Annotated in this window: 19 protein-coding genes; 4 read left to right on the top strand and 15 right to left on the bottom strand. The window is 33.5% G+C overall.

What is annotated here, in order from left to right; genetic code table 11:
* Window positions 1-200: 200 nt before the first annotated feature.
* From QLQ95_RS18810 to QLQ95_RS18800, 3 genes are all read right to left on the bottom strand, one after another.
* Window positions 201-1,841 carry a DUF6377 domain-containing protein gene (locus QLQ95_RS18810; protein WP_482501095.1) on the bottom strand — a complete coding sequence of 547 codons (1,641 nt, stop codon included), beginning with the start codon at window positions 1,839-1,841 and terminating at the stop codon, window positions 201-203.
* 218 nt (window positions 1,842-2,059) lie between these two features.
* On the bottom strand, window positions 2,060-4,318 hold the full coding sequence (locus QLQ95_RS18805; RefSeq protein ID WP_482501093.1) for an acyl-CoA dehydrogenase family protein: 2,259 nt from the start codon (window positions 4,316-4,318) through the stop codon (window positions 2,060-2,062).
* A gap of 334 nt (window positions 4,319-4,652) precedes the next feature.
* On the bottom strand, window positions 4,653-5,567 hold the full coding sequence (locus tag QLQ95_RS18800; RefSeq protein WP_428237854.1) for an EamA family transporter: 915 nt from the start codon (window positions 5,565-5,567) through the stop codon (window positions 4,653-4,655).
* A gap of 107 nt (window positions 5,568-5,674) precedes the next feature.
* On the opposite strand from QLQ95_RS18800, the gene QLQ95_RS18795 reads away from it, so the two are divergent.
* Together QLQ95_RS18795 and QLQ95_RS18790 are read left to right on the top strand one after the other, a co-directional pair.
* Complete coding sequence (locus QLQ95_RS18795; protein WP_482501091.1) at window positions 5,675-7,096, top strand: aminotransferase-like domain-containing protein; 1,422 nt, start codon at window positions 5,675-5,677, stop codon at window positions 7,094-7,096.
* Between the two features lie 239 nt (window positions 7,097-7,335).
* Complete coding sequence (locus tag QLQ95_RS18790; protein ID WP_320493490.1) at window positions 7,336-8,310, top strand: integrase core domain-containing protein; 975 nt, start codon at window positions 7,336-7,338, stop codon at window positions 8,308-8,310.
* A gap of 113 nt (window positions 8,311-8,423) precedes the next feature.
* On the opposite strand, the gene QLQ95_RS18785 is transcribed toward QLQ95_RS18790, so the two are convergent.
* The 6 genes from QLQ95_RS18785 to aspA form a co-directional block, all read right to left on the bottom strand.
* A complete protein-coding gene (locus QLQ95_RS18785) occupies window positions 8,424-9,371 on the bottom strand; it encodes a bestrophin family protein (RefSeq protein WP_095927631.1) in 948 nt (315 codons plus the stop codon).
* A gap of 106 nt (window positions 9,372-9,477) precedes the next feature.
* A complete protein-coding gene (locus QLQ95_RS18780) occupies window positions 9,478-10,200 on the bottom strand; it encodes a hypothetical protein (RefSeq protein ID WP_095927632.1) in 723 nt (240 codons plus the stop codon).
* A gap of 82 nt (window positions 10,201-10,282) precedes the next feature.
* The gene (locus QLQ95_RS18775) at window positions 10,283-11,665 is read right to left on the bottom strand and encodes a HAMP domain-containing sensor histidine kinase (protein ID WP_482501090.1); all 1,383 of its coding nucleotides are present in this window, start codon (window positions 11,663-11,665) and stop codon (window positions 10,283-10,285) included.
* A gap of 1 nt (window position 11,666) precedes the next feature.
* Window positions 11,667-12,341 carry a response regulator transcription factor gene (locus tag QLQ95_RS18770; RefSeq protein WP_250835739.1) on the bottom strand — a complete coding sequence of 225 codons (675 nt, stop codon included), beginning with the start codon at window positions 12,339-12,341 and terminating at the stop codon, window positions 11,667-11,669.
* A 164-nt stretch (window positions 12,342-12,505) separates the two neighbouring features.
* Window positions 12,506-13,792: a BamA/TamA family outer membrane protein gene (locus tag QLQ95_RS18765; protein ID WP_095927635.1), complete on the bottom strand. Its 1,287-nt coding sequence runs from the start codon at window positions 13,790-13,792 to the stop codon at window positions 12,506-12,508.
* A gap of 156 nt (window positions 13,793-13,948) precedes the next feature.
* Window positions 13,949-15,358 (bottom strand): aspartate ammonia-lyase, encoded by a 1,410-nt coding sequence (gene aspA, locus QLQ95_RS18760; RefSeq protein WP_482501089.1) that lies wholly within the window; start codon window positions 15,356-15,358, stop codon window positions 13,949-13,951.
* A gap of 158 nt (window positions 15,359-15,516) precedes the next feature.
* Between aspA and QLQ95_RS18755 the strand changes: the two genes are divergently transcribed.
* Window positions 15,517-16,095, top strand: coding sequence for a pentapeptide repeat-containing protein (locus tag QLQ95_RS18755; RefSeq protein WP_095927637.1), 579 nt, complete (start codon window positions 15,517-15,519; stop codon window positions 16,093-16,095).
* 19 nt (window positions 16,096-16,114) lie between these two features.
* Here QLQ95_RS18755 and QLQ95_RS18750 read toward each other — a convergent pair whose 3' ends face one another.
* The 6 genes from QLQ95_RS18750 to glyA all read right to left on the bottom strand — a co-directional run bounded on the left by QLQ95_RS18750 (window position 16,115) and on the right by glyA (window position 21,953).
* Window positions 16,115-17,524, bottom strand: a complete 1,410-nt coding sequence (locus QLQ95_RS18750) for an MFS transporter (RefSeq protein ID WP_482501087.1) — start codon at window positions 17,522-17,524, stop codon at window positions 16,115-16,117.
* A 40-nt stretch (window positions 17,525-17,564) separates the two neighbouring features.
* Window positions 17,565-18,131, bottom strand: coding sequence for a TetR/AcrR family transcriptional regulator (locus QLQ95_RS18745; RefSeq protein WP_482501085.1), 567 nt, complete (start codon window positions 18,129-18,131; stop codon window positions 17,565-17,567).
* A 106-nt stretch (window positions 18,132-18,237) separates the two neighbouring features.
* Entirely contained in the window at window positions 18,238-18,735 is a 498-nt protein-coding gene (locus QLQ95_RS18740; RefSeq protein WP_482501084.1) for a GNAT family N-acetyltransferase, read from the bottom strand.
* A gap of 2 nt (window positions 18,736-18,737) precedes the next feature.
* The gene (locus tag QLQ95_RS18735) at window positions 18,738-19,778 is read right to left on the bottom strand and encodes a GMP reductase (protein ID WP_482501082.1); all 1,041 of its coding nucleotides are present in this window, start codon (window positions 19,776-19,778) and stop codon (window positions 18,738-18,740) included.
* Window positions 19,779-19,949: 171 nt separating this feature from the next.
* Window positions 19,950-20,543 (bottom strand): MiaE family protein, encoded by a 594-nt coding sequence (locus QLQ95_RS18730; RefSeq protein ID WP_338838960.1) that lies wholly within the window; start codon window positions 20,541-20,543, stop codon window positions 19,950-19,952.
* 135 nt (window positions 20,544-20,678) lie between these two features.
* Complete coding sequence (glyA, locus tag QLQ95_RS18725) at window positions 20,679-21,953, bottom strand: serine hydroxymethyltransferase (protein WP_248726427.1); 1,275 nt, start codon at window positions 21,951-21,953, stop codon at window positions 20,679-20,681.
* Window positions 21,954-22,062: 109 nt separating this feature from the next.
* On the opposite strand from glyA, the gene fahA reads away from it, so the two are divergent.
* Entirely contained in the window at window positions 22,063-23,349 is a 1,287-nt protein-coding gene (gene fahA / locus QLQ95_RS18720; protein ID WP_095927644.1) for a fumarylacetoacetase, read from the top strand.
* The last annotated feature ends 23 nt before the right edge of the window (window positions 23,350-23,372 follow it).

Raw genomic sequence — 23,372 nt, 5'->3', positions numbered from 1 at the left:
GTAATAATTAAGCATTAGTTAGATAATATTATAAAGTCTATTATAAAAACTTTCTCTATCATATTGTAAAACTAAAACGTTATCGTACAAGTTACATTTTTAGATAGAAAAAAGTAGTGGTTTAAAAAATTAAAAAACTGATTTACAAATATTTAAAATAAAAACTATAGTAAAAAAAGTAGTGGTTTTAAAATAAATATTCACGCTTTCAAAGCCATCGAACCAATTTTCATGACCATTTCTTCGAAATCATTTCGCGAAACTGCAGCCTTATTTCGAGCTCGTGTGCGGTAGTTGTAAATTGTGCTTAAAGAATAACGTAAAAATGCTGCAATTTTAACACTGTCGGTAATTCCAAGTCTGATTAAAGCAAAAATTCGAAGTTCTGTATTTAGCAATTCATTTTGTTTTAAAACAATCTGTTCTTCTGGAATCAATAAAGCATTAAAATCTTTAACGAATGTTGGATATAAATTCAGAAAGATAATATCAAAATTCTTGTATAATTCTTCTAACTCATTATCAACCAAAGTAGTTGACTTTAGAATTTTATAAATTTCATCGAATTGTTTTGCGGTTGCCTTCTTGTTTAAAATAATGCGATAATTCTCCAACTTATTGATATAAGTCGAACAAAGATTGAAGAAATGCGCAATATATTCTTCTTTAACCAAATTAGATTCAGACAATTGCAGATTACTTTCCTGAAGCCGACTATTGGTTTCGGTAATATCCTTGTTTAATTCTGCCAATTTCTGACTGGTTTCAAAAAGTTCCGATTTAATTCTGGAAACCTTTTTCATCTGTACATACACATAAATAACCGCAACGATCAAAAACAGAGAAAGCAAACTGATGCAGAGTAAATAAATCTGTAATTCGCTTTTTCTCTGCGCTTCGCGCTCCTGATAAACGGTATTGATGATAGAATACACTTCTGACATCAATAAAGTTCTAAACTGTACATTGCAGTACAATGCATCTTCAATAGCAGATTGTGTGAGTTTATAAGCCATATCGACATCGCCAATTTCGTAAAAAACTAATGCCAATTCTTGCAATGAAGCATTGTCTTTATTGGCATTTTTAATGTCTGAAGTGGCAGAAAGCGCGTAATACTTTTTTCTCGATTCTAAATCATGTGTAGCTTCTGCAATTTTACCTAATAAATAAGTAATCATTGCATATTGCGGACTTTCTTCTTTTGTTTTTCCTAATAAAGCTAATAATTGTTTTTTAGGTTCATCAAATTTTTTATTGAAAATGTCGTGCTGGATTCTGTTAATCTGATATTCTAAAGTATTCGGATTTAAAACACCCACTAACGAATCTCGATATTTGCCAATCTGATTTCTGTATTCCGGGCTATAACTGTTTGCGGCATAATGCTCGAAAAACTCGCGATAGGAAAAATAATAAATTGGAATCAAAGAAGGCGCTAGATTCTTCTTGTTGATACTTTTTAAAATTGCTTCAGATTCACGGTATTTTCCAGAAGAAGAATAAAGCGTTACTAATTGCAATTGCGCTAAATTAAAAAGGTCTTTATTCTGAAGTTCTTCGGCAATCTTGAGGTTCTTTTTTACATATTGAATAGCCGAATCTGAATTTAATTTCTGATACTCAAAATACAATGTTTTATTATAATTGTACTCCTGCTCTTTCGTCAGATTATCAGATTTTATTTTCTTGAAGTTCGCAATTCGTTCTTCTTTAATCTTTACGTAATGCTGTTTGTTTTTAATCGCTTTGTTTAATTCTTTTAAAATAATATCTGTACTTTCCGATGCAAAAAGAGGAAAGTTTAGGATAAGAAATAGAAATAAGTAATATTTTTTCAAAGCGATTTTAATATAAAGGAATTACAAATATAGCAAAGCGAAAATATAAAAAATGAATTATTTTAGTAGTGGTTATAATTAACCAAAAATGGAATTATATCCTTTTATGTTATAAATAATTTAGCAAACAGAACATAAATCCTATAAATAATTTTATAAAAGAAGAGCTTTATCAAAGCTTTAAACTTTGACAAAGCTCCTCTAAAATTATATAAAATCTAAAGCGCAATCGGCGCCGCTAAACAGCTTTCTGGAATATCAAAAGCATTTACAAGAGCCACAGCATCGGGACGAATATCCCAACAAAGCTGATTTACGATTTTACGAACTGCTTTGGTTTTAACTGCTTCCATATAACCGTCTTCCAGATACCAAGCTTTATTTTTTTCGATTTGCGAAAGAGCATACAATTGATTCAATTTCGTCAAAATGGCTTTTGACGATTCATCTTCAACTGCTTTTATGGCAAGTTGAAACTGCTCTAAAACTATTCTTTCTAAATAGGCTTCAGCTACATCAATCATTTGGTGCTGAACGACATTAAATGCATCGTAAGGTTCTAATCCGCCATCTATTAATTTCTTGATACGTCGCGCTGCAGAAGCCAAAATGGTTTTCTCTCTGTGAACAAATGCCTGAAGATGAAATTCACTATCTAACAAATGTTCGTCTTCTGTTCTGCGAGTTGCAATTGGGTTTTTCTCTGAAATAGCCGTTTTTGCGTTTTCATACACATAATTAATAATTCCTAACGACCCCATTTCTCCAAATGATTTTCTAAATTCGGCTAAACGGTTTTTAGCTAATAATTGCATCAAAACAGTATTATCTCCTTCAAAAGTCGTGTAAATTTCAGTATCGTTTTTAAGCGCGTCAATTCTGTTTTCAGACAAATAACCTTTTCCTCCGCACGCTTCTCTGCATTCTTGCAGAATATCTCTCGTACTCCAAGTAGAATACGATTTCATTCCCGCTGCTAAAGCTTCAATTTCTTGCATTTCGGCTTCAGTTCTGTTTAAAAATCTGTTGGTTAAATATTGTAATGCAAAATGAACTGCATACGTTTTAGCCAAATGTGGCAATAACCTGCGTTGGTGCATTCTATAGTTTAAAATTGGAACCTCAGAACCTCCTTCTGGTCCAAATTGTCTTCTTTGATCGCTGTAGCGAATGGCAATTGTTAGTCCCGATTTTGCTGCGGCTAAAGCCGAACGCGGAATCCCAATTCTTCCTCCAACCAAAGTTCCTAACATGGTAAAAAATCTACGGTTATCACTCGGAATCGGACTTTCGAATTCGCCTTTATCATTTACAGAAGCAAAACGATCCAGCATATTGTCTTTCGGAATCACAACGTTATCAAAACTTATGGTTCCGTTATCAACGCCATTTAATCCCATTTTATCACCACAATCGCCAATTGTTACTCCGTTTACCACATTTCCGTTTGGATCTCGCAACGGCACCACAAAAGCATTTACACCATAATCATGATCGTCAATAATTAATTTCGCAAAAACAGTTGCCATTTGCCCATGAACAGCTGCGTTTCCAATATATTCTTTTTGAGCGTTTTTATTTGGTGTATGAATGGTAAAAGTCTGATTGTTATGATTGTAAGTTGCTGTAGTTTCTAGACCTTTTACGTTCGATCCGTGATGTGTTTCGGTCATGGCAAAACAACCTGGAAGTTTCAGCGAACCAATATCTTTTAAATATTTAGCATAATGTTTTTCTGTTCCTAACGATTGGACGCTCATTCCCCAAAGTCCAAACTGAACACCAAATTTAATTACCAAGCTCAAATCATGATAACTCAACGTTTCCATAATCGCAAAATAATCTTTTACATTCCCTCCTCCTCCGTATTCCTTTGGGTACGCCATACTTCCAAGGTTTTCATCGGCTAGAATTTTGCACCATTTGTAAACCGTTTGTCTAAAAACGTTAATATCGGTAGAAGTTTCATAAGCAAATTCAGGTCTAGAAATCACCGATTTTACTCTTTTGATTATAGCCGCTTCTTTTCCATCTAAAATTTGAGTGATTTTCTGAATATCAAAACTTGCGTCGGTATGAGAATTGGCAGTAAAAGAACCTGCTTTAGTTTTGAAATTTTGAAGTGCTTCTTCTCCTAAAATTCCTAAATCATTTTCTAGTTTTTTGAAATCTGATTCGATTGGCGTTAAATCCAAATCGTTTCCTGAAAGCGCTTTTGCAATATCAAAAATCGACTTGATCGAAGATTTGTCCTGAATACTTGTTTCAATATCCAATTTCCATTGTGTGAGTTCATTTCGCGAAGGCGGATTCGAAATATCTAGTTTAGAAAGCAGATATTCTTTTTCTTCTTCAGATAAAACATTTAAGGAATTTATAAACTCTTTTAAAGTTGTAAATTCTTTCTGAGTCAATAAATCATCTGACCACACTAAATAAAACAACGGAGTAAAGGCTTGAAGTTTGGTATTTTTCATATCAATAGTATTCGGTTTAGAAATAGTTTTTTTTTAGCCACAGATTTTACAGATTAAAATGATTCTTTCTTCGCCACGAATTCCACTAATTTTCACCAATTTTATTCTCTATTCTAAAAATAATTTAATTCGCGAAAATTAGTGGAATTTGTGGCAACAATTTTTTGCACAAAGACTGTAATCCTTTTAATCTGTAAAATCTGTGGCTAAATATTTTTTTCGGCTTATCGCATAAAAAAAACAGGAATGAAAAATACTCATTCCTGTTTAAACATCCTGTTAAGGTTCTTATAATTTTCGATTTTAAACCAATAAAAAATATGAAAACTAACCCTTATGAACCTTTGGATATTGAAGTCATTTTTTGCTTAATTGCAAAAATATGATGTGAATTAAAAACTAACACTGCGGTAAAAATGATACCATATGCTGTAATTTGTAAAGGTGTAATGTTTTCTCTGAAAAAGAAGGCCGCCAAACCAAATGCAATCATCGGATTGATGTTTAATAACATTCCAACTGTTGAAGAGTTGATTCCAGAAAGCGCATACAAATTCAGGAAAAGCGGAATAATTGTAAACAAAATTGCAATTGTCTCGATACAGAAATAGAATTTAAACTCTGTTGGAACTGGTCCTCCGTAACTCGGATAAAATGGCAATAAACATAATGCTGATAAGGTTATATGAAAAGTTAAAACAATAAACTTATCAAACCCTCTGTTGGCACGCTGACTTACTAAATAAGCTGCATACGTTAAGCCAATAATAATACTAAAAAACATATCCATTATGTCACTGTACGAAAGCAGTATACATCCTGAAATACTTAATCCTACAGAAAGCCATTGTGTTTTAAGCAGTTTTTCTTTCAGTATAAAATAAGCCAATAAAGTCGTTAAAATTGGACAAACCAAATAAGCTAGAGAAGCTGCTTTTACGCTTACATGATTTACTACATATATAAATGTAAACCAATTGGCCATTAAAAATGCACTTCCGCCAATATTCAGAAGAATCGATTTTCTTTTTTCTGATTTTGATAAAGCTTTAAAAATCTCAACGGTTTCTATTATTTGTTTTCTTTTAAATAAAAAAGCAATTAAAAGCATTAAACCCGCACAACTAAAAACACGAAAAAACAAAATATCTAATGACGGATATTCATGTATTGGCTTTAAGACCAAACTAAAAAGTCCCCATATAATAAAGGCTGAAATCGCCGCGATATAATATTTTGTTGTCTTCACAAACTTGCTTTTTGAAATTGTTCTGTTTTGATTTGGCAAATTTCTTAAAAATAAAACAGCAATACAGATACAGTTTTTGTAAATTGCAGCATAACAGTTTTTATTTTATGAAAAATTCGAATTACTTATATCTTCAATTTGCTGACCGAATCGAGAAACAGATTAAATCGGGCGTTTTAAACGTTGGTGATAAACTGCCTTCTATACGCGAAGTCTGCGCCGAAACGGGTTACAGCATGAGCACCGTAAGTAAAGCCTATTATGAAATTGAAAGCCGTTCTCTTATCGAATCTCGGCCACAATCTGGCTATTATGTGAGTAATATTTCTGCTCGAGTAATTACTGAACCTTCGGCAAGCAAACCGCAATTAAGCCTAGAAAACATTGAACGCGAAGATTTAATCGATTTGGTTTACGGTGATATGCGAACTAAAGATGTTACAATGCTTTCGCTAGGTTTTCCGTCCAATGAATTACTTCCGATTGCTAAACTGAATAAAGGAATGGTGCAGGCAATGCGACAATTACCAAACAGCGGAACGAGTTATGAGGAAATTCAAGGAAATAGCAATTTAAGAAAAGAAATTGCGCGATGGTCGTTTACATGGGGCGGCTCTCTAACTGAAGAAGATATTATAACTACTCCTGGATGTATTTCTGCTATTTCAGATTGCTTATTAACACTGACTAAACCGGGAGATACGATTATTACAGAAAGTCCAGTTTATTTTGGAATCCTGCAATTGGCTCGATCTCTAGGCTTATACGTAATGGAACTTCCTACCAATATGACTACGGGAATCGAATTGGAAGCGGTCAAAAAAACACTTTCTACCAATAAGGTAAAAGCTTGCGTTTTGATGAGTAATTTTAGTAATCCGTCGGGAAGCATGCTGCCAAATGAACATAAAAAAGAAATTGTTCGTTTGATGGATTTCTACAATGTTCCACTAATTGAAGACGATATTCATGGCGATCTATATTTTGGTACAAGTCGGCCAACTAATTGCAAAACTTATGATGAAAGCGGCATTGTTTTGTGTTGCAGTTCTGTTTCTAAAACTTTAGCGCCAGGTTATCGAGTGGGTTGGGTTTCGCCAGGAAAATTTAAAAAAGAAGTTTTAAGAACGAAATTATATCATACTATTTCTAACACCACTATTACACATGAAGTGGTTGGAGATTTCTTGAAAAATGGCCGTTATGAGAATCATCTGAGAAAAATTCGACAGATTTTAAATCGAAATTGTACCAATTACATCAATACCGTTTTGGAATCTTTTCCAGCAGGAACAAAAGTGAGCCAGCCTCAAGGCGGTTTCTTTCTTTGGGTAGAATTGGATAAAAAAATCGATACCGCTGCTTTTTATCATTTAGCGCTTAAACATAATATTAGTATTGCGCCAGGGAGGATTTTTTCCTTTCAGAATCAATTTTCAAATTGCATGCGACTGAGTTTTGGATTGCCTTGGTCTAATGAGTTGAGAACTGCTATTCAGACATTGGGGAAATTGGCGAAGCAGTTGTAATCGCCTATTTTTTGTCATTTCGACGTAAGGAGAAATCTTCGCGAGAAGCTCTACAAAGATTGGTGATTTTCTTTATGGAATTTCTAGTGTGATTTCTCCTTACGTCGAAATGACAAAACTTTGGGTTATTTCTGTATCTATTTACTTTGCGGAGTTTCTTGCGAAGATTTCTCCTCCGTCGAAATTGTAAAGGTTAGATATTTCGGTAACAAAATTTACCTTTAATAAATTTTGTTGCGATGAGAAATAACAGTCATGATTCAACACTAGAAAGAAACTATTTAGAGAAGTATCGTTTTTTGATAAAAGAATATGAGCAGGTAAAAAACAAGACGCATCCAGTGCATAAAAAGGCTATGGAATTTTATAAGGCAAATGACACCTGCAGAAAAAGTTTCTTAAAGTATTATAACCGCTATAAGCAGAGCGGTAAGTCTTTAGATCTACTGCCTCAAAAGCGAGGTCCAAAATACAAGACAAGACGTCCTGTGCCATTTATAGAGCGAAAAGTAATTGAATTAAGAGAAAAAGGAAACAACAAATATGAAATTGTTAGTATCTTAAAGCCCAAATTAGGAAGGAGCACTCCTTCATATTCTGGAGTTTATAATATTTTAAAACGCAATAATATAAATAGGCTAACTCCGAAGATTAAAAAGAATCATCAAAAAATAATCAAGGAAAGAATGGGTCAGCTTGGTCACATTGATTGTCATCACTTAAGCAAGAGCATCATAAAAGGAGAGAATCGAAGATTGTACCTAGTGTGCATAATTGATGATTACAGTAGGATTGCCTGGGCGGAATTAATTCCCGACATTACTAGTTTAACAGTTATGTTTGCAGCATTAAAATGCTTAAACATCTTAAGTGATCATTATGAAATAAAATTTGAAGAGATTTTATCTGACAATGGGCCTGAATTTGGAATCAAAACCAGCCAGCAGAAATATAACCATCCTTTTGAGAGAATGCTTATGGAATTAGGGATTATCCATAGACACACCAAACCTTACAGACCACAGACAAACGGAAAGGTTGAACGCTTCTGGAGAACTCTTGAAGATGATCTGCTTAGAGAAACTGATTTTGATTCTTTGGAAGAGCTAAAAGAAGAATTATTACAATATTTATATTACTATAATCACGAAAGGCCACATCAGGGAATTGATGGAAAAAAGCCAATCGAAATGATAAATCCGTTACCGAAATAAGTGACTTTTACAGAAATGACAAGACTGTAAGAATATTTTTTTTACAAAAAAAACTGGACAGCGCAACTACACACTGTCCATCCAACAATTAAAAGCAGACCAAAATTAATTAGTTATAAGACAAAATAAGCGTCTTTTTCGACTTTCTTAGGTTCGTCTTTCAAATCAAATTCTTTCAGGATATCAAATTCGCTTTGATATTCGTTTAGCATTTGTTTAATATTTTTTTCAATTGTATTTGCAATTGCGGTAACTGGAGTATCTGTTGGTCTGTTTTCAAACGGATCTTGCAAATGAATCGCCATTCTTTCGATCAAAAAGAAAGCAGCGCCAATAGCAGTAATCAACGGAATTGCAAACCAGCTTAGAACGCTCGTTAATCCGAAAGGCAATAGAAAAATGAACAAACACAAAGTCAATCTAATGTACATACTGTATGTTGTTGGGAAAATTGTATTTTTAATTCGCTCACATTTCCCCATTTCATCACATAATCTAGACAGAGTGTTATCGATTTCAACCTGCTGATACATGTTGATTTTCTTTTCGTTTTTAGCAGTTCGTAAATCTCTTGCATGCAGCATCAAAATTGCATTTGGAACGTTTTGATGATTTTTGATATATCTGATTTCTTCTTCGCTAATTAAGCCTTCAATCGGTTTTATCGCATCTCTATTTCTAAGCGACTGACCTAAACTGTAACACCAAGCAATTTGTCTTTTAGCAAAATTTTCTTTGAATTCGCTTGCTTCAACAGAGAAATCTGGATCTTCGTAAAACGTTAAAACCTGACGAATCAAAGTTCTTGAGTCGTTTACAACAGCTCCCCAAACAATTCGTGCTTCCCACCATCTGTCATAAGCCTGATTTGATTTAAAAGCTAACAGTAAGGAAATTATGGTTCCGATCATGGTCGGAATGGCAATCGGGATATCTACAGGAAGATTGATGAAATAATGATGAAAAATCTCAAATAGTATGGTATATGCTAATACCAATACAATTTCTACTTTAATTTTCCCGAGAACGTACTTCATTGGTATTCTTTTCTTTAATAACATATTTTCGGTTTTAAATTAATATTTTTTAAGAGGCTAAGGGTCTAAGGGCTAAAAAATTAAAAAAACTTAGAGACTTAGTACCTTAGAATCTTAGAACCTAAGATTCTCAAACCATCTCTTCGTACAATGAAAGAACAGGAAGGCCTAATTTTTCATTGACATTTTCTTTTTTCGATTTTTTAAATTTGATTTTTTCGCCTTTTCTGGTTTCTACCAACATATCAATATTATGTTTTGAAATGGCTTCAGATAAGAATGGAGCAACTTTTTCATAGTCGTCTTCAAAACTGGCAGTTTGACTTACAATTTCAAAAGAGAAATTGGCGCTCAAAAAATCTTGAACATCTTTTACATGAATGTTCATACTAGAATTTTCTACGTAAAGTGCTTTATGGAAAACTTCTTTATTGATCTCTGTGCTTAAATGTAGAATTGGGCATTTTTGATTTCCTGCCAATTGCACCAAATACTGATGAATTCTTTTGGTTTCTTGTTTATAAGAATGGGTAAGAATGACCAATTTGACTGAAAAAGCTTCAATTAGCCTTTTAAAAATCGGTGCTGAAAGTCCGTATTGGTTGTGAACTTTTAATTTTATGTTTGAAGTGTGTTCAACAATATATCGGCAGGTTTCTAGAACTTCTTCCTGACTTCTGGTAAGTCCAGATTTCATTTCTCTCAAAAAACCAGAAGAAGAAAACGTATCGGGCGCTTCTGAAACTAATACTAAAATAATTTCTGATTCCGTATTTTTGGACTGATTCACCGCAGATTTAACAGCAGAGATTGTATCATCTTTTAAAGTCGTAGGTATAAGAAAGTTTTTCATAAGTACATCTTTTAGTTTATACTTACAAAATAACTGTCCGCAAATTAGACCTTAATTAATCTAAAATTAGAATTTTCTAAAATTAAACATTAGATTTTTTAATGTTGCCTTTTTTAAAGATAATTGTGACAATTGTTCCTTTATTTTGCTCCGATTGCACTTGAAGTTCGCCATCATGCATTCTAATGATTTTAGAAGCTAATGGAAGTCCCAAACCATATCCTATATACTTGGCAGCGATTTTACCCCTAAAGAAAGGCTCGTACAAATGCGGAATATCCTCAGGCGGAATTCCGATTCCGATATCATTAATCGATATTTTAATCATTTCTTTATTAGCAGAAAGACTCACAAAGACTTCATTGTTATCAGAATACTTTACTCCGTTGGTAATAATATTATTAATTGCCAATTCTAAAAGTGGTTTATTGCATGGCAGCAATAATAGATTAGAATCTTCTGGAGCAAAATTAAGTCTAATGCTTACGCGATTGTCTGGATAAATTTTATCTAAATCTGATTTTACATCCAATAACAATTCGTCCATTCGAGCAATATCAGACACTTGCTTTTGTCCGTCATAACCCGTTTGAGTCAATTTCAGCAAGCTTTCCGTTAAGTTTCCTAATCTTGAAGCCTGACTGTAGATATTTTGTAGCGATTCTATATATTCTTGTTGCTCTCTTTCCTTCAGCAGCATGATTTCTGCTTCGGCAATAATAGTTGTAATTGGCGTTTTTAATTCGTGAGATGCATTATTAATAAAGTTGGCTTGGATCTCGAAAGACGTTTCCAAACGATCCAGCATATTATTAAAAGTATTGGTCAAATCTGAAATTTCATCAGAATTTTTAACCTCTGGCAAACGATTATGAAGATTAGAAGCACTAATTCTTTTTACTTCTTTTGTAATTCTTGCCACTGGATCGACAACACGTTTTGCTAAAAATCGCCCTAAAAGAAAAGCCAGAATCACAAAACCGATTCCGCCAAAAAGCATAATTTTAACAATATAAACGGTCGTATCTTTTCCTTTTCGATCTCTCGCGCCAACAATTACAATATATTTTTGATTGTTTTCTTGAAAAATCTGTCCCAAATAATATTTGTTATCTCTTTCAAAAGAATCCCTTCCTGTTCTTAAAATATTGGTATAAAAAGAATTTGGAAGATTTAGATTGGTATTATAATCAAAACTATTGTGACTGTTTATTTTCAATACATATTCTTCTTCCTCGATCAATTCTTCAAGACCATTCTTTTTAAGGTTCTTGTAATATTTGATCTTTTCTGGGTCTTTTTGAAAATGAATAGAAGAAACAATTTTTGCTCTATCGTCCAGACGCTTCAAAAAATGGTATCGATTGTTTTCTCTAAACAAGAAAAACACAATGATACACAATAGCGAAGTACTAAAGGTAGAAAGGGCAACGTAATTAAAAGTAATTTTTTTTCTAATATCCATATTATGGTTTTATAACATACCCCAAACCTTTCATAGTATGAATAAGTTTAGACGAATAAGGCTTATCTATCTTTCTTCTTAAGTATGTAATATAGACATCAACAACGTTGGTATTCATATCAAAATTAATATCCCAAACATTATCCAAAATCTGATCGCGCGATACGATTCTACCTGTGTTTTTAGCCAAATAATATAAAAGTTTAAATTCTTTGGCGGTTAAAATGATGTTTTCTCCATCTCTTTTAACGGTTTTGGCGCGTCCGTTTATTTCTAAATCAGCAATTGTGATCGTATCAATTTTTTCTGTTTCCTGTTGCGATCTTCTGTAAAGCGCATTTACTCTGGCATCTAATTCGCCAAATTTAAAAGGCTTAACCAAATAATCATCGGCACCAGCATTTAATCCTGTTACAATGTTTTCTGAAGTTCCTAAAGCTGTTAAAAGCAAAATTGGCACAAAGTTTTTTGCTGCGCGAAGTCTTCTGCAAATTTCAATTCCATTAACATCAGGAAGCATAACATCCAAAATCACTACATCGAAGGTATAATTATGAATCATCTCCATAGCCGTTTTACCGTCCATTGCAACGCTTACTTCATTATTATTTTCTGCAAATCCTTTTCTTAATATTGATAATAGATTTGGTTCGTCTTCAACTATAAGTAATTTCATCTTAAGAAGTTTGTATATACAACAAAAATAAGAATACAATTTAACATAATTTGGCACATCAATACAAATTATGATTTAATTATGAAGAATCAAAAAAGCAGACACGATAGCCTGCTTTTTGATATTATTTTGCACGTAAAGTTTCTGATTCCTAATTTTTGAGATTAAAAAGTCTCTCCAGCATTCAAATAGAATCCTTTAGAATTGTTCCCCCACGCATAATCCAAAATCAGATTTGTTTTGGAAGCTTTATCAATTAAAATTCTCAAACCAACACCAGCCGCTGGTTGTATTGATTTAAATAATTTTAAATCATTATCAGAATTACTGGCGGTTACAAAATTGGTAAAAACCGTACCGCTTAACAATTGATTGCATGTAATGGGAAACCTAAATTCTGTAGACAAATAAACCAACCCATTTCCTCTAAATAATCCCTGTGTATACCCTTCTCCGCTCCTGCTGCGCTGATCCCAGCCAATTGCAGGAAGATTTAAATACGGAACTTTTCCTCTAGTCACAAATTGCCCGTAGGTCCAAATAGCTAAAATATAATGCGGATTTTTATGAGAAACAGGAATAAAATGGCGGTATTCTGCAAATAGAACATTGCTATAATCCTGATTATTAAACAGAACAGGATTAAATCTATAATTTATATTGGCAAACCAACCTTTTGACGCATTTACTTGATTATCACGAGAATCATGAACCAGATTCAGGCTAACTCCATTTAAAAAATATTCAGAATTATCAAATCCGTATTTTTGGCTGTAATTGTAATGATAGGTATATTTTCCGTTTGCAACATCCAATTCCTCATCTTGTATCCTTGAGTACCAGTCAATATTAATACCCCCTCCGACATAGTAGTTCTCTTTAACCTCAAAAGAAACCGTTTGATGGAACTTCAAATAATTATAGTCCATTGCCTGAGCAAGAGAATCTACACTAAACCCTGGTGGACGGTCACGTCTGGGCGGAATAATATCGGTTCCTAAACCATAATTAGGTTGCGAAAACAAATATAATCGATAATCTCCACTCAAAAAGATTTTATTATTTTTCAGCAGAATATTATTTTTAATGTTAACCAGCCACTGATTTTTTACCGTATAAGTAATCCCTATGTTGGCAATTGAGTATTTATCTTTTTCTTCTTTTCCTTTAAAGGTATACTGAGCCACAGCACCAAAAAAGAAACCCGTTGCAGGCTGTGAACCAATTGCGGGAATTAATAAAAAGAAATTGTTCTTTGTGGGTTTAACAACCAAAGCATCGTCTTTTTTCTTAAAAAGATCAAATAATGTTTTAGGAGGACAGATTGTTGGAGTTTCAATTTCAGAATTTTTAATTTCCTCTTGAGCAGATAAATTAAAAGAAATAAGAAGTAATAATCCTAAGATTTTAGACTTGTACTTAACGGCATTATTTTGAAAAAAAAGTACCATTTACAAAGTTTTGTTTTAAAAATAAAATCAAGCTCATTGTAAATATAAGTCTTATTTTCAACATCTTAAGCAATGAAACAAAATAATTTAAAAAACATTTTAACAAAAAAAGCCGTCAAAAAAAATTGACGGCTTTAATTTATACTATTGTTATTTTTATTTAGTGATAAATTTTGGATGAATTAGATTTTCTAAAGAATAAATCTCATCCCATTTTTCCTGTGTAATTAGTTTTCGTTCTAAAACAGCAATTTGATGCACGCTTTTACCCGTTTTTAACGCTTCTCCAGCAATACTTGCACTTTCTTCGTAACCAATAATCGGATTCAATTGGGTTACAATTCCGATACTATTCATAACCATATTATAGCAATGATCAACGTTTGCAGTGATTCCGTTGATACATTTATCAATTAAAGTCTGAATGGCATTTGAAAGATAATCTAACGAAGTAAACATCGCAAAAGCAATAACAGGCTCCATTACATTCAATTGCAATTGTCCTGCTTCTGCTGCCATTGTAACCGTTAAATCTTGCCCAATCACATAAAAACAAGTCTGATTGACCACTTCTGGAATTACCGGATTTACTTTTCCTGGCATAATAGACGAGCCGGGTTGACGGGCAGGAAGATTAATCTCGTTTAAACCCGTTCTTGGGCCTGAACTTAATAAACGTAAATCATTACAGATTTTAGAAATCTTAACCGCAGAACGTTTTAATGTTCCCATAATCTGAACGTAAGCCCCTGTGTCTACCGTTGCTTCAATCAAATCTGGCGAAAGCGTTAAAGGAATTCCAACCTCATCTGCCAAATATTTTACACAGATTTCTGGATAACCTTCTGGAGCATTTACTTTTGTTCCAATCGCCGTTGCGCCCATATTAATTTCCAACAATAATTCCTGAGCATTTTTCAAACGCTGAATATCTTCGCCAATTGTTGTCGCGTAAGCTTTAAACTCTTGGCCTAAAGTCATTGGAACCGCATCTTGAAGCTGCGTTCTTCCCATTTTTAAAACTTCTTTAAACTCCTCGCCTTTTTTAGCGAAAGCAACTTCTAGACCCGCTAAAGTTTTAATGAAAGTTTCCATCTTCAGGTACAACGCAATTCTAAACGCCGATGGATATGCATCGTTTGTAGACTGAGAACAGTTTACATGATTATTGGGATGAAGGAAATTGTATTCTCCTTTTTTATGACCTAAATATTCTAGTCCGATATTGGCAATAACTTCGTTCGCATTCATGTTTACAGAAGTTCCCGCGCCACCCTGAATTAAATCACTCACAAATTCCTGATCAAATTTACCAGCAATAACTTGATCGCTTCCGTAACAAATTGCTTCTGCTATTTTTGCATCAATAGCACCACAATCTTTGTTGGCTAAAGCTGCCGCTTTTTTTACATAACCTAAAGCTTTGATAAATAAAGGTTCTTTTGAAATTGGAATGCCTGTAATATTAAAATTCTCTACAGCTCTAAAAGTCTGGATTCCGTAGTATAAATGATTCGGAATTTCTAATTCCCCTAAAAAATCATGTTCCTTTCTTGTTGGTTCCATATAATAAAAATTGATATGTTTTAACTTAAAAAATAAGTGTAAAGCTACAGCATTTTATGGATTAAAAATGGGAATGGAATCAAAATCATTTATAATTTGTTCGCATTTTTCTATGGTAAATTATTACCTTTTCACCTTCAAATAATTATCGAAAAAGGTTGAAAAAAGAAAGCGAATATTTTCTTGATAAAGAATACAATACGATTGTTTACGCCAAAGATGATCTTAATTTTAAAGACTTCGAATGCTGTGTTTTTAACAATTGCAACTTCTCTGCTTGCACTTTTTTGGCTGTTACTTTTATCGATTGTGTTTTTAATGACTGTATTTTTAGTGAAGCAAAAATTAATTATGTCGCTTTTAGAACCGTAACTTTTAATCGTTGCGAAATTAAAGAAGTGAATTTTGCCATGTGTGACAAGCTTATTTTTGAAGTTCGCTTTAATGATTGCATCCTTGACTTTTCTAAGTTTTATACTTTAAAATTAAAAGGAACTCCGTTTTCCAATTGCAGTTTAATAGCGGTAGATTTTATGGCCGCTGATTTAACCAGCGTAATTTTCGATAATTGCGATTTATATCGTTCTGAATTCAACAAAGCCATTGCCAACAAAGCCGATTTTAAAACGAGTTATAATTATACTATCGATCCTTCTAAAACTAAATTGAAAAAAGCTGTTTTTTCTTTGAATGAAGTGAAAGGATTATTATTTAAGCATGATGTGATTGTGAGTTAATCATAACCCTATTTATTTTTCACTTTTCTTTTCTTTTTTTTGGAAGAGCCGATTTTGGCAGCAAAAATAAAATCAGAAGTACACTTATTAAACAAAACAAATGAATAAATGTGCCATAGAAAAAAGCGTTATAAAAATGCTTGAAATCTGTATTTCCTTTTACAAAATAGTAGAATACACTTCCTGTCAATGTAATTCCTAATGCACCAAACAATTGTTGTACCGTAGAATAAACACCTGATGCATTTCCAATCATATTTTGAGGCAGATCTTTCAAGGCAATATTAGCGAATGAGGGTAAAACCAGCGCTACGCCAATACCATGCAGAAACATTATTAAATATCCTCTAAAATTAACTATTGGATAATAAAAAAGAAAAAGCTGCAAAATGATTGCTGAAATGAGAAGCAGCACACCAAAAATCAATACCGATTTACCAAAACGCAGTACTAGTCTAGCTGATAAAAATGACGCCATAATAAATCCGCTTCCCTGAAATACAATAAAATATCCTGCCTGCATGGGAGAAAGCTGAATCCCTTCTTGTAAAAAAACAGCAAGTACAAAAAAGTAGGCATCAAGCATTAACATAAAAAGAGCAGACGCTGAAACCGCCATATTGAAATTCCGGTTCTTAAACAGCTCAAGGTTTAATAAAGGTTCTCTTTTATTTGATTTCCTTTTTATCTGCCTGAATATAAAAACACAAATAAATACGATTGATACTGGCAATGTAATTTTAACGAAACCGTTTTGTTCTAAACCAACAGCCATGGAAAAAACCAATAATGCTAGTCCAATACATAATATAAAAGCACTCAAATAATCCATTTGTAAAGAAGAATAATCTCGGGACGGATTAAGATAACGAATGGCCAGCAAAATCCCTGAAGCACAAATAGGAATATTAATAAGAAATATATACCTCCAGGATTGATCAATTAAAAACGGTTTGAGTTCTACCAGAAAACCACCCAGAAACTGTCCCAGCATAGTGCCAATTCCAATCGCAATTCCATACCAGCCCATCGCATAAGTGCGCTCTTTATGATCTTTAAAAAGAACTTGTATATAAGACAAAACCTGAGGAGACATCAATCCTGCGCTTATTCCCTGAAAAAACCTCAAAATAATAAGCTGGTCAGTTGAATATGCAAAACCACAGCCTGCAGAGCTAATCATAAATAAGAGCATTCCTAAAACAAAAATTTTCTTTCTGCCGAAATAATCTCCAGTCTTACCACCAATTATAAGGAAAGAAGCAAATCCAACCATATACATGGCTACAACTAACTGAATTTTTCCATTACTTGAACCAAGCCCACGTTGTATTGACGGAATAGCAACGTTTACAATAAATATATCTAAAATGGTAAGCAAATGTGCAAGTAGCAATATAAGGAGCGAAATGTATTTTCTATTTTTCATAATATATAGAATAGTCTATCTATTTTTAGTTAAAAAAAAATCAGAAAAACTGATTTATGGCTTTTTTTACTTCTTTTAGATCATTAGTATTACCGTTTATACTTGCCGAAACTACAGCTCCTTCTATCATTAAAAAAATACTGTTTTGCAGTGCATTTTTTTCTATTAAAAGCGTTTTTACTGTACTAATTTCGTCAACTAATCCATTAATGTACTCACGCTGGCGCTCTTTATGTGCCAGAACAAACTGTTCTATTTTTTTATCTTCTCTACCTATTTCAGCATTTATTTTTATGAAATGGCATCCGGAAAAATTTGATTCTTCCTGAAGTTTAATACGGTAATCTATCAATTTTAAAAGCTTTTTTAACGGCTGTTTCTCGTCTTTCAAATAGTCATCTAGATTGGCAAAATATTCTGTTTCCTGCTGCTCCAAATAATGGTATAATAAATCACTTTTAGATTGATAATGCTTATAGAGCGAACCAATAGCAATATCTGCCTCAGCAATAATCTGGTTAATTCCTGTACTATTAAATCCCTGATGATAAAACAGACGAGACGCTGTATCAAGTATTCGTTCTTTTACACTGCTTTTCTGTTTCATTTTTTTTATCAAAGATAAAATAAAAATAGATAGAGTTATCTATTTTATTTCAAAATAAAAAAAATCACAAAAGTTGTGATTTTAAATTTCATTGATTATGAATTATTTACAGAGCTTTCCCCATCACATAATCTTCCATTAAATATCCATTCCCAATTTCTATATCAACCGTTTCTTTGATATCAAAACCTAGCTTTTTATAGAAATTTAATGCAGTATTAAAGCGATTTACGTTTAATAAAAGCTCTTTTGAATTATTCTCTAAAGCCATTTTTGCAATTTCTTCAAAAACAATTTTACCATAACCTTTTCCTTGTGTTTCTGGTAAAAGGTAAATTTTATGAATTTTGGTAATCGCTTCGCTTTTATAATTATGCTCAATTCCAATAAATCCGATTACAGCATTAGAATCTGAAATCAAATAAAAAAGCTGTTCTTTATTCTGGATTTGTTTTGATAATGCTTCATCAGAATAAATCAAATCCAACATATAATCCAGCTGCTCTTTTGTTAAAATTTCGCCATACGTAATCGGCCAAGTTATGTGCGCTATTTCTTGAATTTTAGCAATATCTTCAACAAATGCTTCGGTAATTTTAATCATATTTATTTTGTAAAAACTTGATTTTCTTGCTCGCTTACGAGGATGAAAGTCGTTCGTTTAGTCAATTCTTTTAATCTTGAAGCTCCTACATAAGTGCAAGTACTTCTTATTCCGCCTAATATATCTAAAACAGTGTGAATCACATCTCCTTTAAACGGAACCTGAACTGTTTTTCCTTCGCTTGCTCTGTATTCTGCAACACCTCCAGAATGTTTATCCATGGCAGTTTTAGAACTCATTCCGTAAAATTGTTTGAATTTCTCTCCTTTGACTTCTATTAGTTCACCGCCGCTTTCTGTGTGTCCTGCGAGCATTCCACCCAACATTACAAAGTCTGCTCCAGCACCAAAAGCTTTGGCAACATCACCCGGAGTTGAACAGCCGCCATCGCTGATAATATGGCCGCCTAAACCGTGAGCGGCATCGGCACATTCGATAATTGCAGATAATTGCGGATAACCAACGCCTGTTTTAACGCGAGTTGTACAAACAGAACCAGGACCAATTCCAACTTTTACGATATCAGCACCAGCTAATAGAAGTTCTTCGGTCATTTCGCCAGTAACTACGTTTCCTGCAATAATGATTTTATCTGGATATTGTTTTCTAGTTTTCTTTAAAAATTGAACAAAATGTTCCGAATAACCGTTGGCAACATCAATGCAGATAAATTTCAGCAACGGATTTGCAGAAATTATTGCACCTATTTTATCAAAATCTTCTTTTCCTGTTCCTGTGCTTACAGCAATATAATCGTAAAAATCAAGAGTTACGTTCTTTAGAAATGCATTCCATTCTTCTAAAGTGTAATGTTTATGAATGGCCGTAAAGAGTTTTTCTTTTGCTAAAACTTTCGCTATTTCAAAAGTTCCAACCGTATCCATATTGGCAGCCATTATTGGAATTCCTGTCCAGCTTGCTGTACTGTGCAAAAATTTGAAATTTTGTTCTAGTGAAACTTCAGATCTGCTTTTGAGCGTTGATCTCTTAGGTCTAAACATTACATCCTTGAATCCTAATTTCAGGTCCATTTCTATTCTCATAGTTCGAGATTTTGGTTACTCTCAAATGTAAGGAATTTTATATTGGGGACTTTAGATTTTAGATTAACAAAAACTTGAACTTTTGAACAATTGATTTACTTTGCGTGGGCTTCGACTTCACTCAGCCTGACAAACGTGAAAACTGAAAACTGCGACTGAAAACTTAAAAAACTACCCGTGAATCGTTTCTCCTTTTCCGTAATTGGTAATGATTGATTCTTCAAATTCTAACCATTCTCTCCAGCGCTTTTCAACGTCTATTCCTTTGCCGTATTTACGAGCGTATGTGATAAAAGTGGTATAATGTCCTGCTTCGCTTTCCATTAATTCTCTGTAGAAAATAGCTAATTCTTCATCTTTAATATTCTCAGAAAGCACTTTAAAGCGTTCACAGCTTCTAGCTTCGATCATTGCTGAGAATAATAATCTTTCTACAAGTCCAGAAACACGACTTCCGTCACCGCTTCTTTTCATGTATTGATATAGTTCGTTTACATAATCATCTTTACGCTCACGCCCTAGTTTTAGTCCTCTTTTGATGATGATATTATGAACCTGTTCAAAATGATCTATTTCTTCTTTAGCTAAAGCCAATAAATCTTTTACTAAATCTTGATGCTCCGAATTATTCGTAATAATCGTAATCGCGTTTGTTGCTGCTTTCTGTTCGCACCAAGCGTGATCTGTCAAGATTTCTTCAATGTTTTTCTCAACAATATTTACCCATCTTGGGTCGGTTGGCAATTGTAATCTTAATACGCCCATTTCTTTTAATTTGTTTCAGGTTTATTTTGTTTCAGGTTTCAAGTTTATTTATAAACGAAAAAAGTTTAAAGTTTCATAATGCGCTTATTCACGCATTACAAAACTTTAAACTTGAAACCTTAAACTTTAAACTAATTAATACGCAAAAATTGGTCTTTCGCTCATTAATTCATTTACTTCTTCAGCAACTTCTTCGATAACATCCTCATTTGTATGATCAGTAAGAACTTTATCGATTAAAGCTACGATAGTTTCCATATCTTTTTCAACTAAACCACGAGTTGTGATTGCAGCTGTTCCAACACGAATTCCAGACGTGATAAATGGAGATTTATCGTCAAAAGGAACCATATTTTTGTTTACTGTAATTTCAGCTTTCACTAATGCGTTTTCAGCTTCTTTACCAGAAATATTTTTATTTCTTAAGTCAATAAGCATCATATGGTTGTCAGTTCCACCAGAGATAATGTTGTAACCTCTTTTTACGAAAGCATCAGCCATTGCATTTGCATTTTTTTGCAATTGCATTGCATAAGTAAAGAACTCATCTTTAAGAGCTTCACCAAAAGCAACCGCTTTAGCAGCGATAATGTGCATTAAAGGTCCACCTTGATTTCCTGGGAAAACAGCTAGATCCAATAATGAAGACATCATTCTGATTTCTCCTTTTGGAGTTGTTAACCCTTGTGGATTTGGGAAATCTTTCCCCATTAAAATAAGACCTCCACGTGGTCCTCTTAATGTTTTGTGAGTTGTTGTAGAAACAATATGACAATGTGGAATTGGATCGTTTAATAATCCTTTTGCGATAAGACCAGCTGGGTGAGAAATATCAGCAAATAAGATCGCTCCTACGCTGTCAGCAATTTGTCTGAAACGAGCAAAATCCATATCACGAGAATAAGCCGAAGCTCCAGCGATGATTAATTTTGGCTGTTCTTTGGTTGCAATTTCTTGAATTTTATCATAATCTAAACGACCAGTTTCAGCATCTACACCGTAGAAAACTGGACGGTATAAACGTCCTGAGAAGTTTACTGGAGAACCATGAGTTAAGTGACCACCATGAGATAAGTCAAAACCTAAAATAGTATCACCAGGATTTAAACAAGCGTGATAAACAGCTGTGTTTGCTTGAGAACCTGAGTGAGGCTGTACGTTTGCATATTCAGCGCCAAATAATTCTTTAGCTCTGTCAATAGCAATTTGCTCAATAACGTCAACTACTTCACAACCGCCGTAGTATCTTTTACCAGGATAACCCTCTGCATATTTATTAGTTAAAACAGACCCTGCTGCTGCCATTACTTCATCACTTACAAAATTCTCAGAAGCAATAAGCTCTAGTCCGTGAATTTGTCTTTCTTTCTCCTCTTGGATAAGATCAAAAATTTGTTCGTCGCGTTGCATTTTTTTGTTTTTCGTTAATTTCACGCAAAAATACAAAAAAACGTTTGTCAAACTGCTAGATTATGATATATTTGACAAGTAATTTTTCAACAAATAATTAACATTAAACATGCCAATAACTGCCAACGATACCAGTAGAAAATCATGGTTAGAAGTGCCAGAAAATAGCGACTTCCCCATTCAGAATATTCCTTTCGGTGTATTTCTTACTAAAGAAAATGTCGTTACCGTAGGAACGCGAATTGGCGATTACGCCATAGATTTAGGTGCTTTACAGCAATTAAACTATTTTGAAGGAATAGAATTAACCGATGATATGTTTATGCAGGATACGCTAAATGATTTTATTTCTGACGGAAAAAAAACATGGCGTTTAGTTCGAAATCGTATTGCAGATATATTCGACGAAACTAATCCACAATTAAGAGATTCAACAAAACATAGAGATATTGTTATATTTAAAATTGAAGATGTAGAGATGCAACTTCCTGTTTTAATTGGTGATTACACCGACTTTTATTCTAGTAGAGAGCACGCTACAAACGTGGGTAAAATGTTCCGAGATCCAGACAATGCTTTGTTGCCCAACTGGCTTCATATTCCGGTTGGATATCATGGAAGAAGTTCTACCATTGTACCATCTGGAATTCCAGTTCACAGACCGATGGGACAAACTTTGCCAGCTGGACACGACACGCCTGTTTTCGGTGCTTCACGTTTAGTAGATTTTGAATTAGAGACTGCTTTTATTACAACAGATGTAAATGTAATGGGCGAAAATATTTCAACTTATGAAGCTGAAGATTATATTTTCGGAATGGTTTTACTAAATGACTGGAGTGCTCGCGACATTCAGAAATGGGAATATGTGCCACTTGGGCCATTCTTAGCTAAGAACTTTGCGACTTCTATTTCACCTTGGATTGTGACTATGGATGCCTTGGAACCTTTTAGAACAAAGGGCCCTAAACAAGATCCAACACCACTTCCGTATTTGCAGACCAAAGGAAAAAAAGCTTTTGACATTCATTTGGAAGTTTCTTTAAAACCTGAAAATCAAGAAGAAGAAACTATTATTTCAAGATCTAACTTCAAATATTTATACTGGTCAATGAGTCAGCAATTAGCACATCACACTTCTAATGGATGCCGTGTAAACTCTGGCGACATGATGGGTTCTGGAACAATTTCTGGTCCAACTCCTGATAGTTTTGGTTCTATGCTAGAATTAACTTGGGGAGGAAAAAATCCATTGAAGTTAAAAGACGGAAGCGAACGTAAATTTATTGAAGATAATGATACTGTAATTATTCGTGGGTTCTGTGAAAATACGGAAGTAAGAATTGGTTTTGGAGAAGTTTCTAGCCAATTGCTACCTCCTTTCATTAAACAATGAAGAGCAGATAAAACTGAAGAGAT

This window comes from Flavobacterium sp. B330r (assembly GCF_056824325.1).
The sequence above is the reverse complement of the archived record's forward strand: the minus strand, read 5'-3'. Positions and strand labels throughout refer to the sequence as shown.

Bases quoted from the DNA above. Each gene is read 5' to 3' on its own strand.
- QLQ95_RS18805 (WP_482501093.1), bottom strand. From the start codon at position 4,318: ATGAAAAATACCAAACTTCAAGCCTTTACTCCGTTGTTTTATTTAGTG.
- QLQ95_RS18795 (WP_482501091.1), top strand. From the start codon at position 5,675: ATGAAAAATTCGAATTACTTATATCTTCAATTTGCTGACCGAATCGAG.
- QLQ95_RS18790 (WP_320493490.1), top strand. From the start codon at position 7,336: ATGAGAAATAACAGTCATGATTCAACACTAGAAAGAAACTATTTAGAG.
- QLQ95_RS18785 (WP_095927631.1), bottom strand. From the start codon at position 9,371: ATGTTATTAAAGAAAAGAATACCAATGAAGTACGTTCTCGGGAAAATT.
- QLQ95_RS18780 (WP_095927632.1), bottom strand. From the start codon at position 10,200: ATGAAAAACTTTCTTATACCTACGACTTTAAAAGATGATACAATCTCT.
- QLQ95_RS18775 (WP_482501090.1), bottom strand. From the start codon at position 11,665: ATGGATATTAGAAAAAAAATTACTTTTAATTACGTTGCCCTTTCTACC.
- QLQ95_RS18770 (WP_250835739.1), bottom strand. From the start codon at position 12,341: ATGAAATTACTTATAGTTGAAGACGAACCAAATCTATTATCAATATTA.
- QLQ95_RS18765 (WP_095927635.1), bottom strand. From the start codon at position 13,792: ATGGTACTTTTTTTTCAAAATAATGCCGTTAAGTACAAGTCTAAAATC.
- aspA (WP_482501089.1), bottom strand. From the start codon at position 15,358: ATGGAACCAACAAGAAAGGAACATGATTTTTTAGGGGAATTAGAAATT.
- QLQ95_RS18750 (WP_482501087.1), bottom strand. From the start codon at position 17,524: ATGAAAAATAGAAAATACATTTCGCTCCTTATATTGCTACTTGCACAT.
- QLQ95_RS18745 (WP_482501085.1), bottom strand. From the start codon at position 18,131: ATGAAACAGAAAAGCAGTGTAAAAGAACGAATACTTGATACAGCGTCT.
- QLQ95_RS18740 (WP_482501084.1), bottom strand. From the start codon at position 18,735: ATGATTAAAATTACCGAAGCATTTGTTGAAGATATTGCTAAAATTCAA.
- QLQ95_RS18735 (WP_482501082.1), bottom strand. From the start codon at position 19,778: ATGAGAATAGAAATGGACCTGAAATTAGGATTCAAGGATGTAATGTTT.
- QLQ95_RS18730 (WP_338838960.1), bottom strand. From the start codon at position 20,543: ATGGGCGTATTAAGATTACAATTGCCAACCGACCCAAGATGGGTAAAT.
- glyA (WP_248726427.1), bottom strand. From the start codon at position 21,953: ATGCAACGCGACGAACAAATTTTTGATCTTATCCAAGAGGAGAAAGAA.
- fahA (WP_095927644.1), top strand. From the start codon at position 22,063: ATGCCAATAACTGCCAACGATACCAGTAGAAAATCATGGTTAGAAGTG.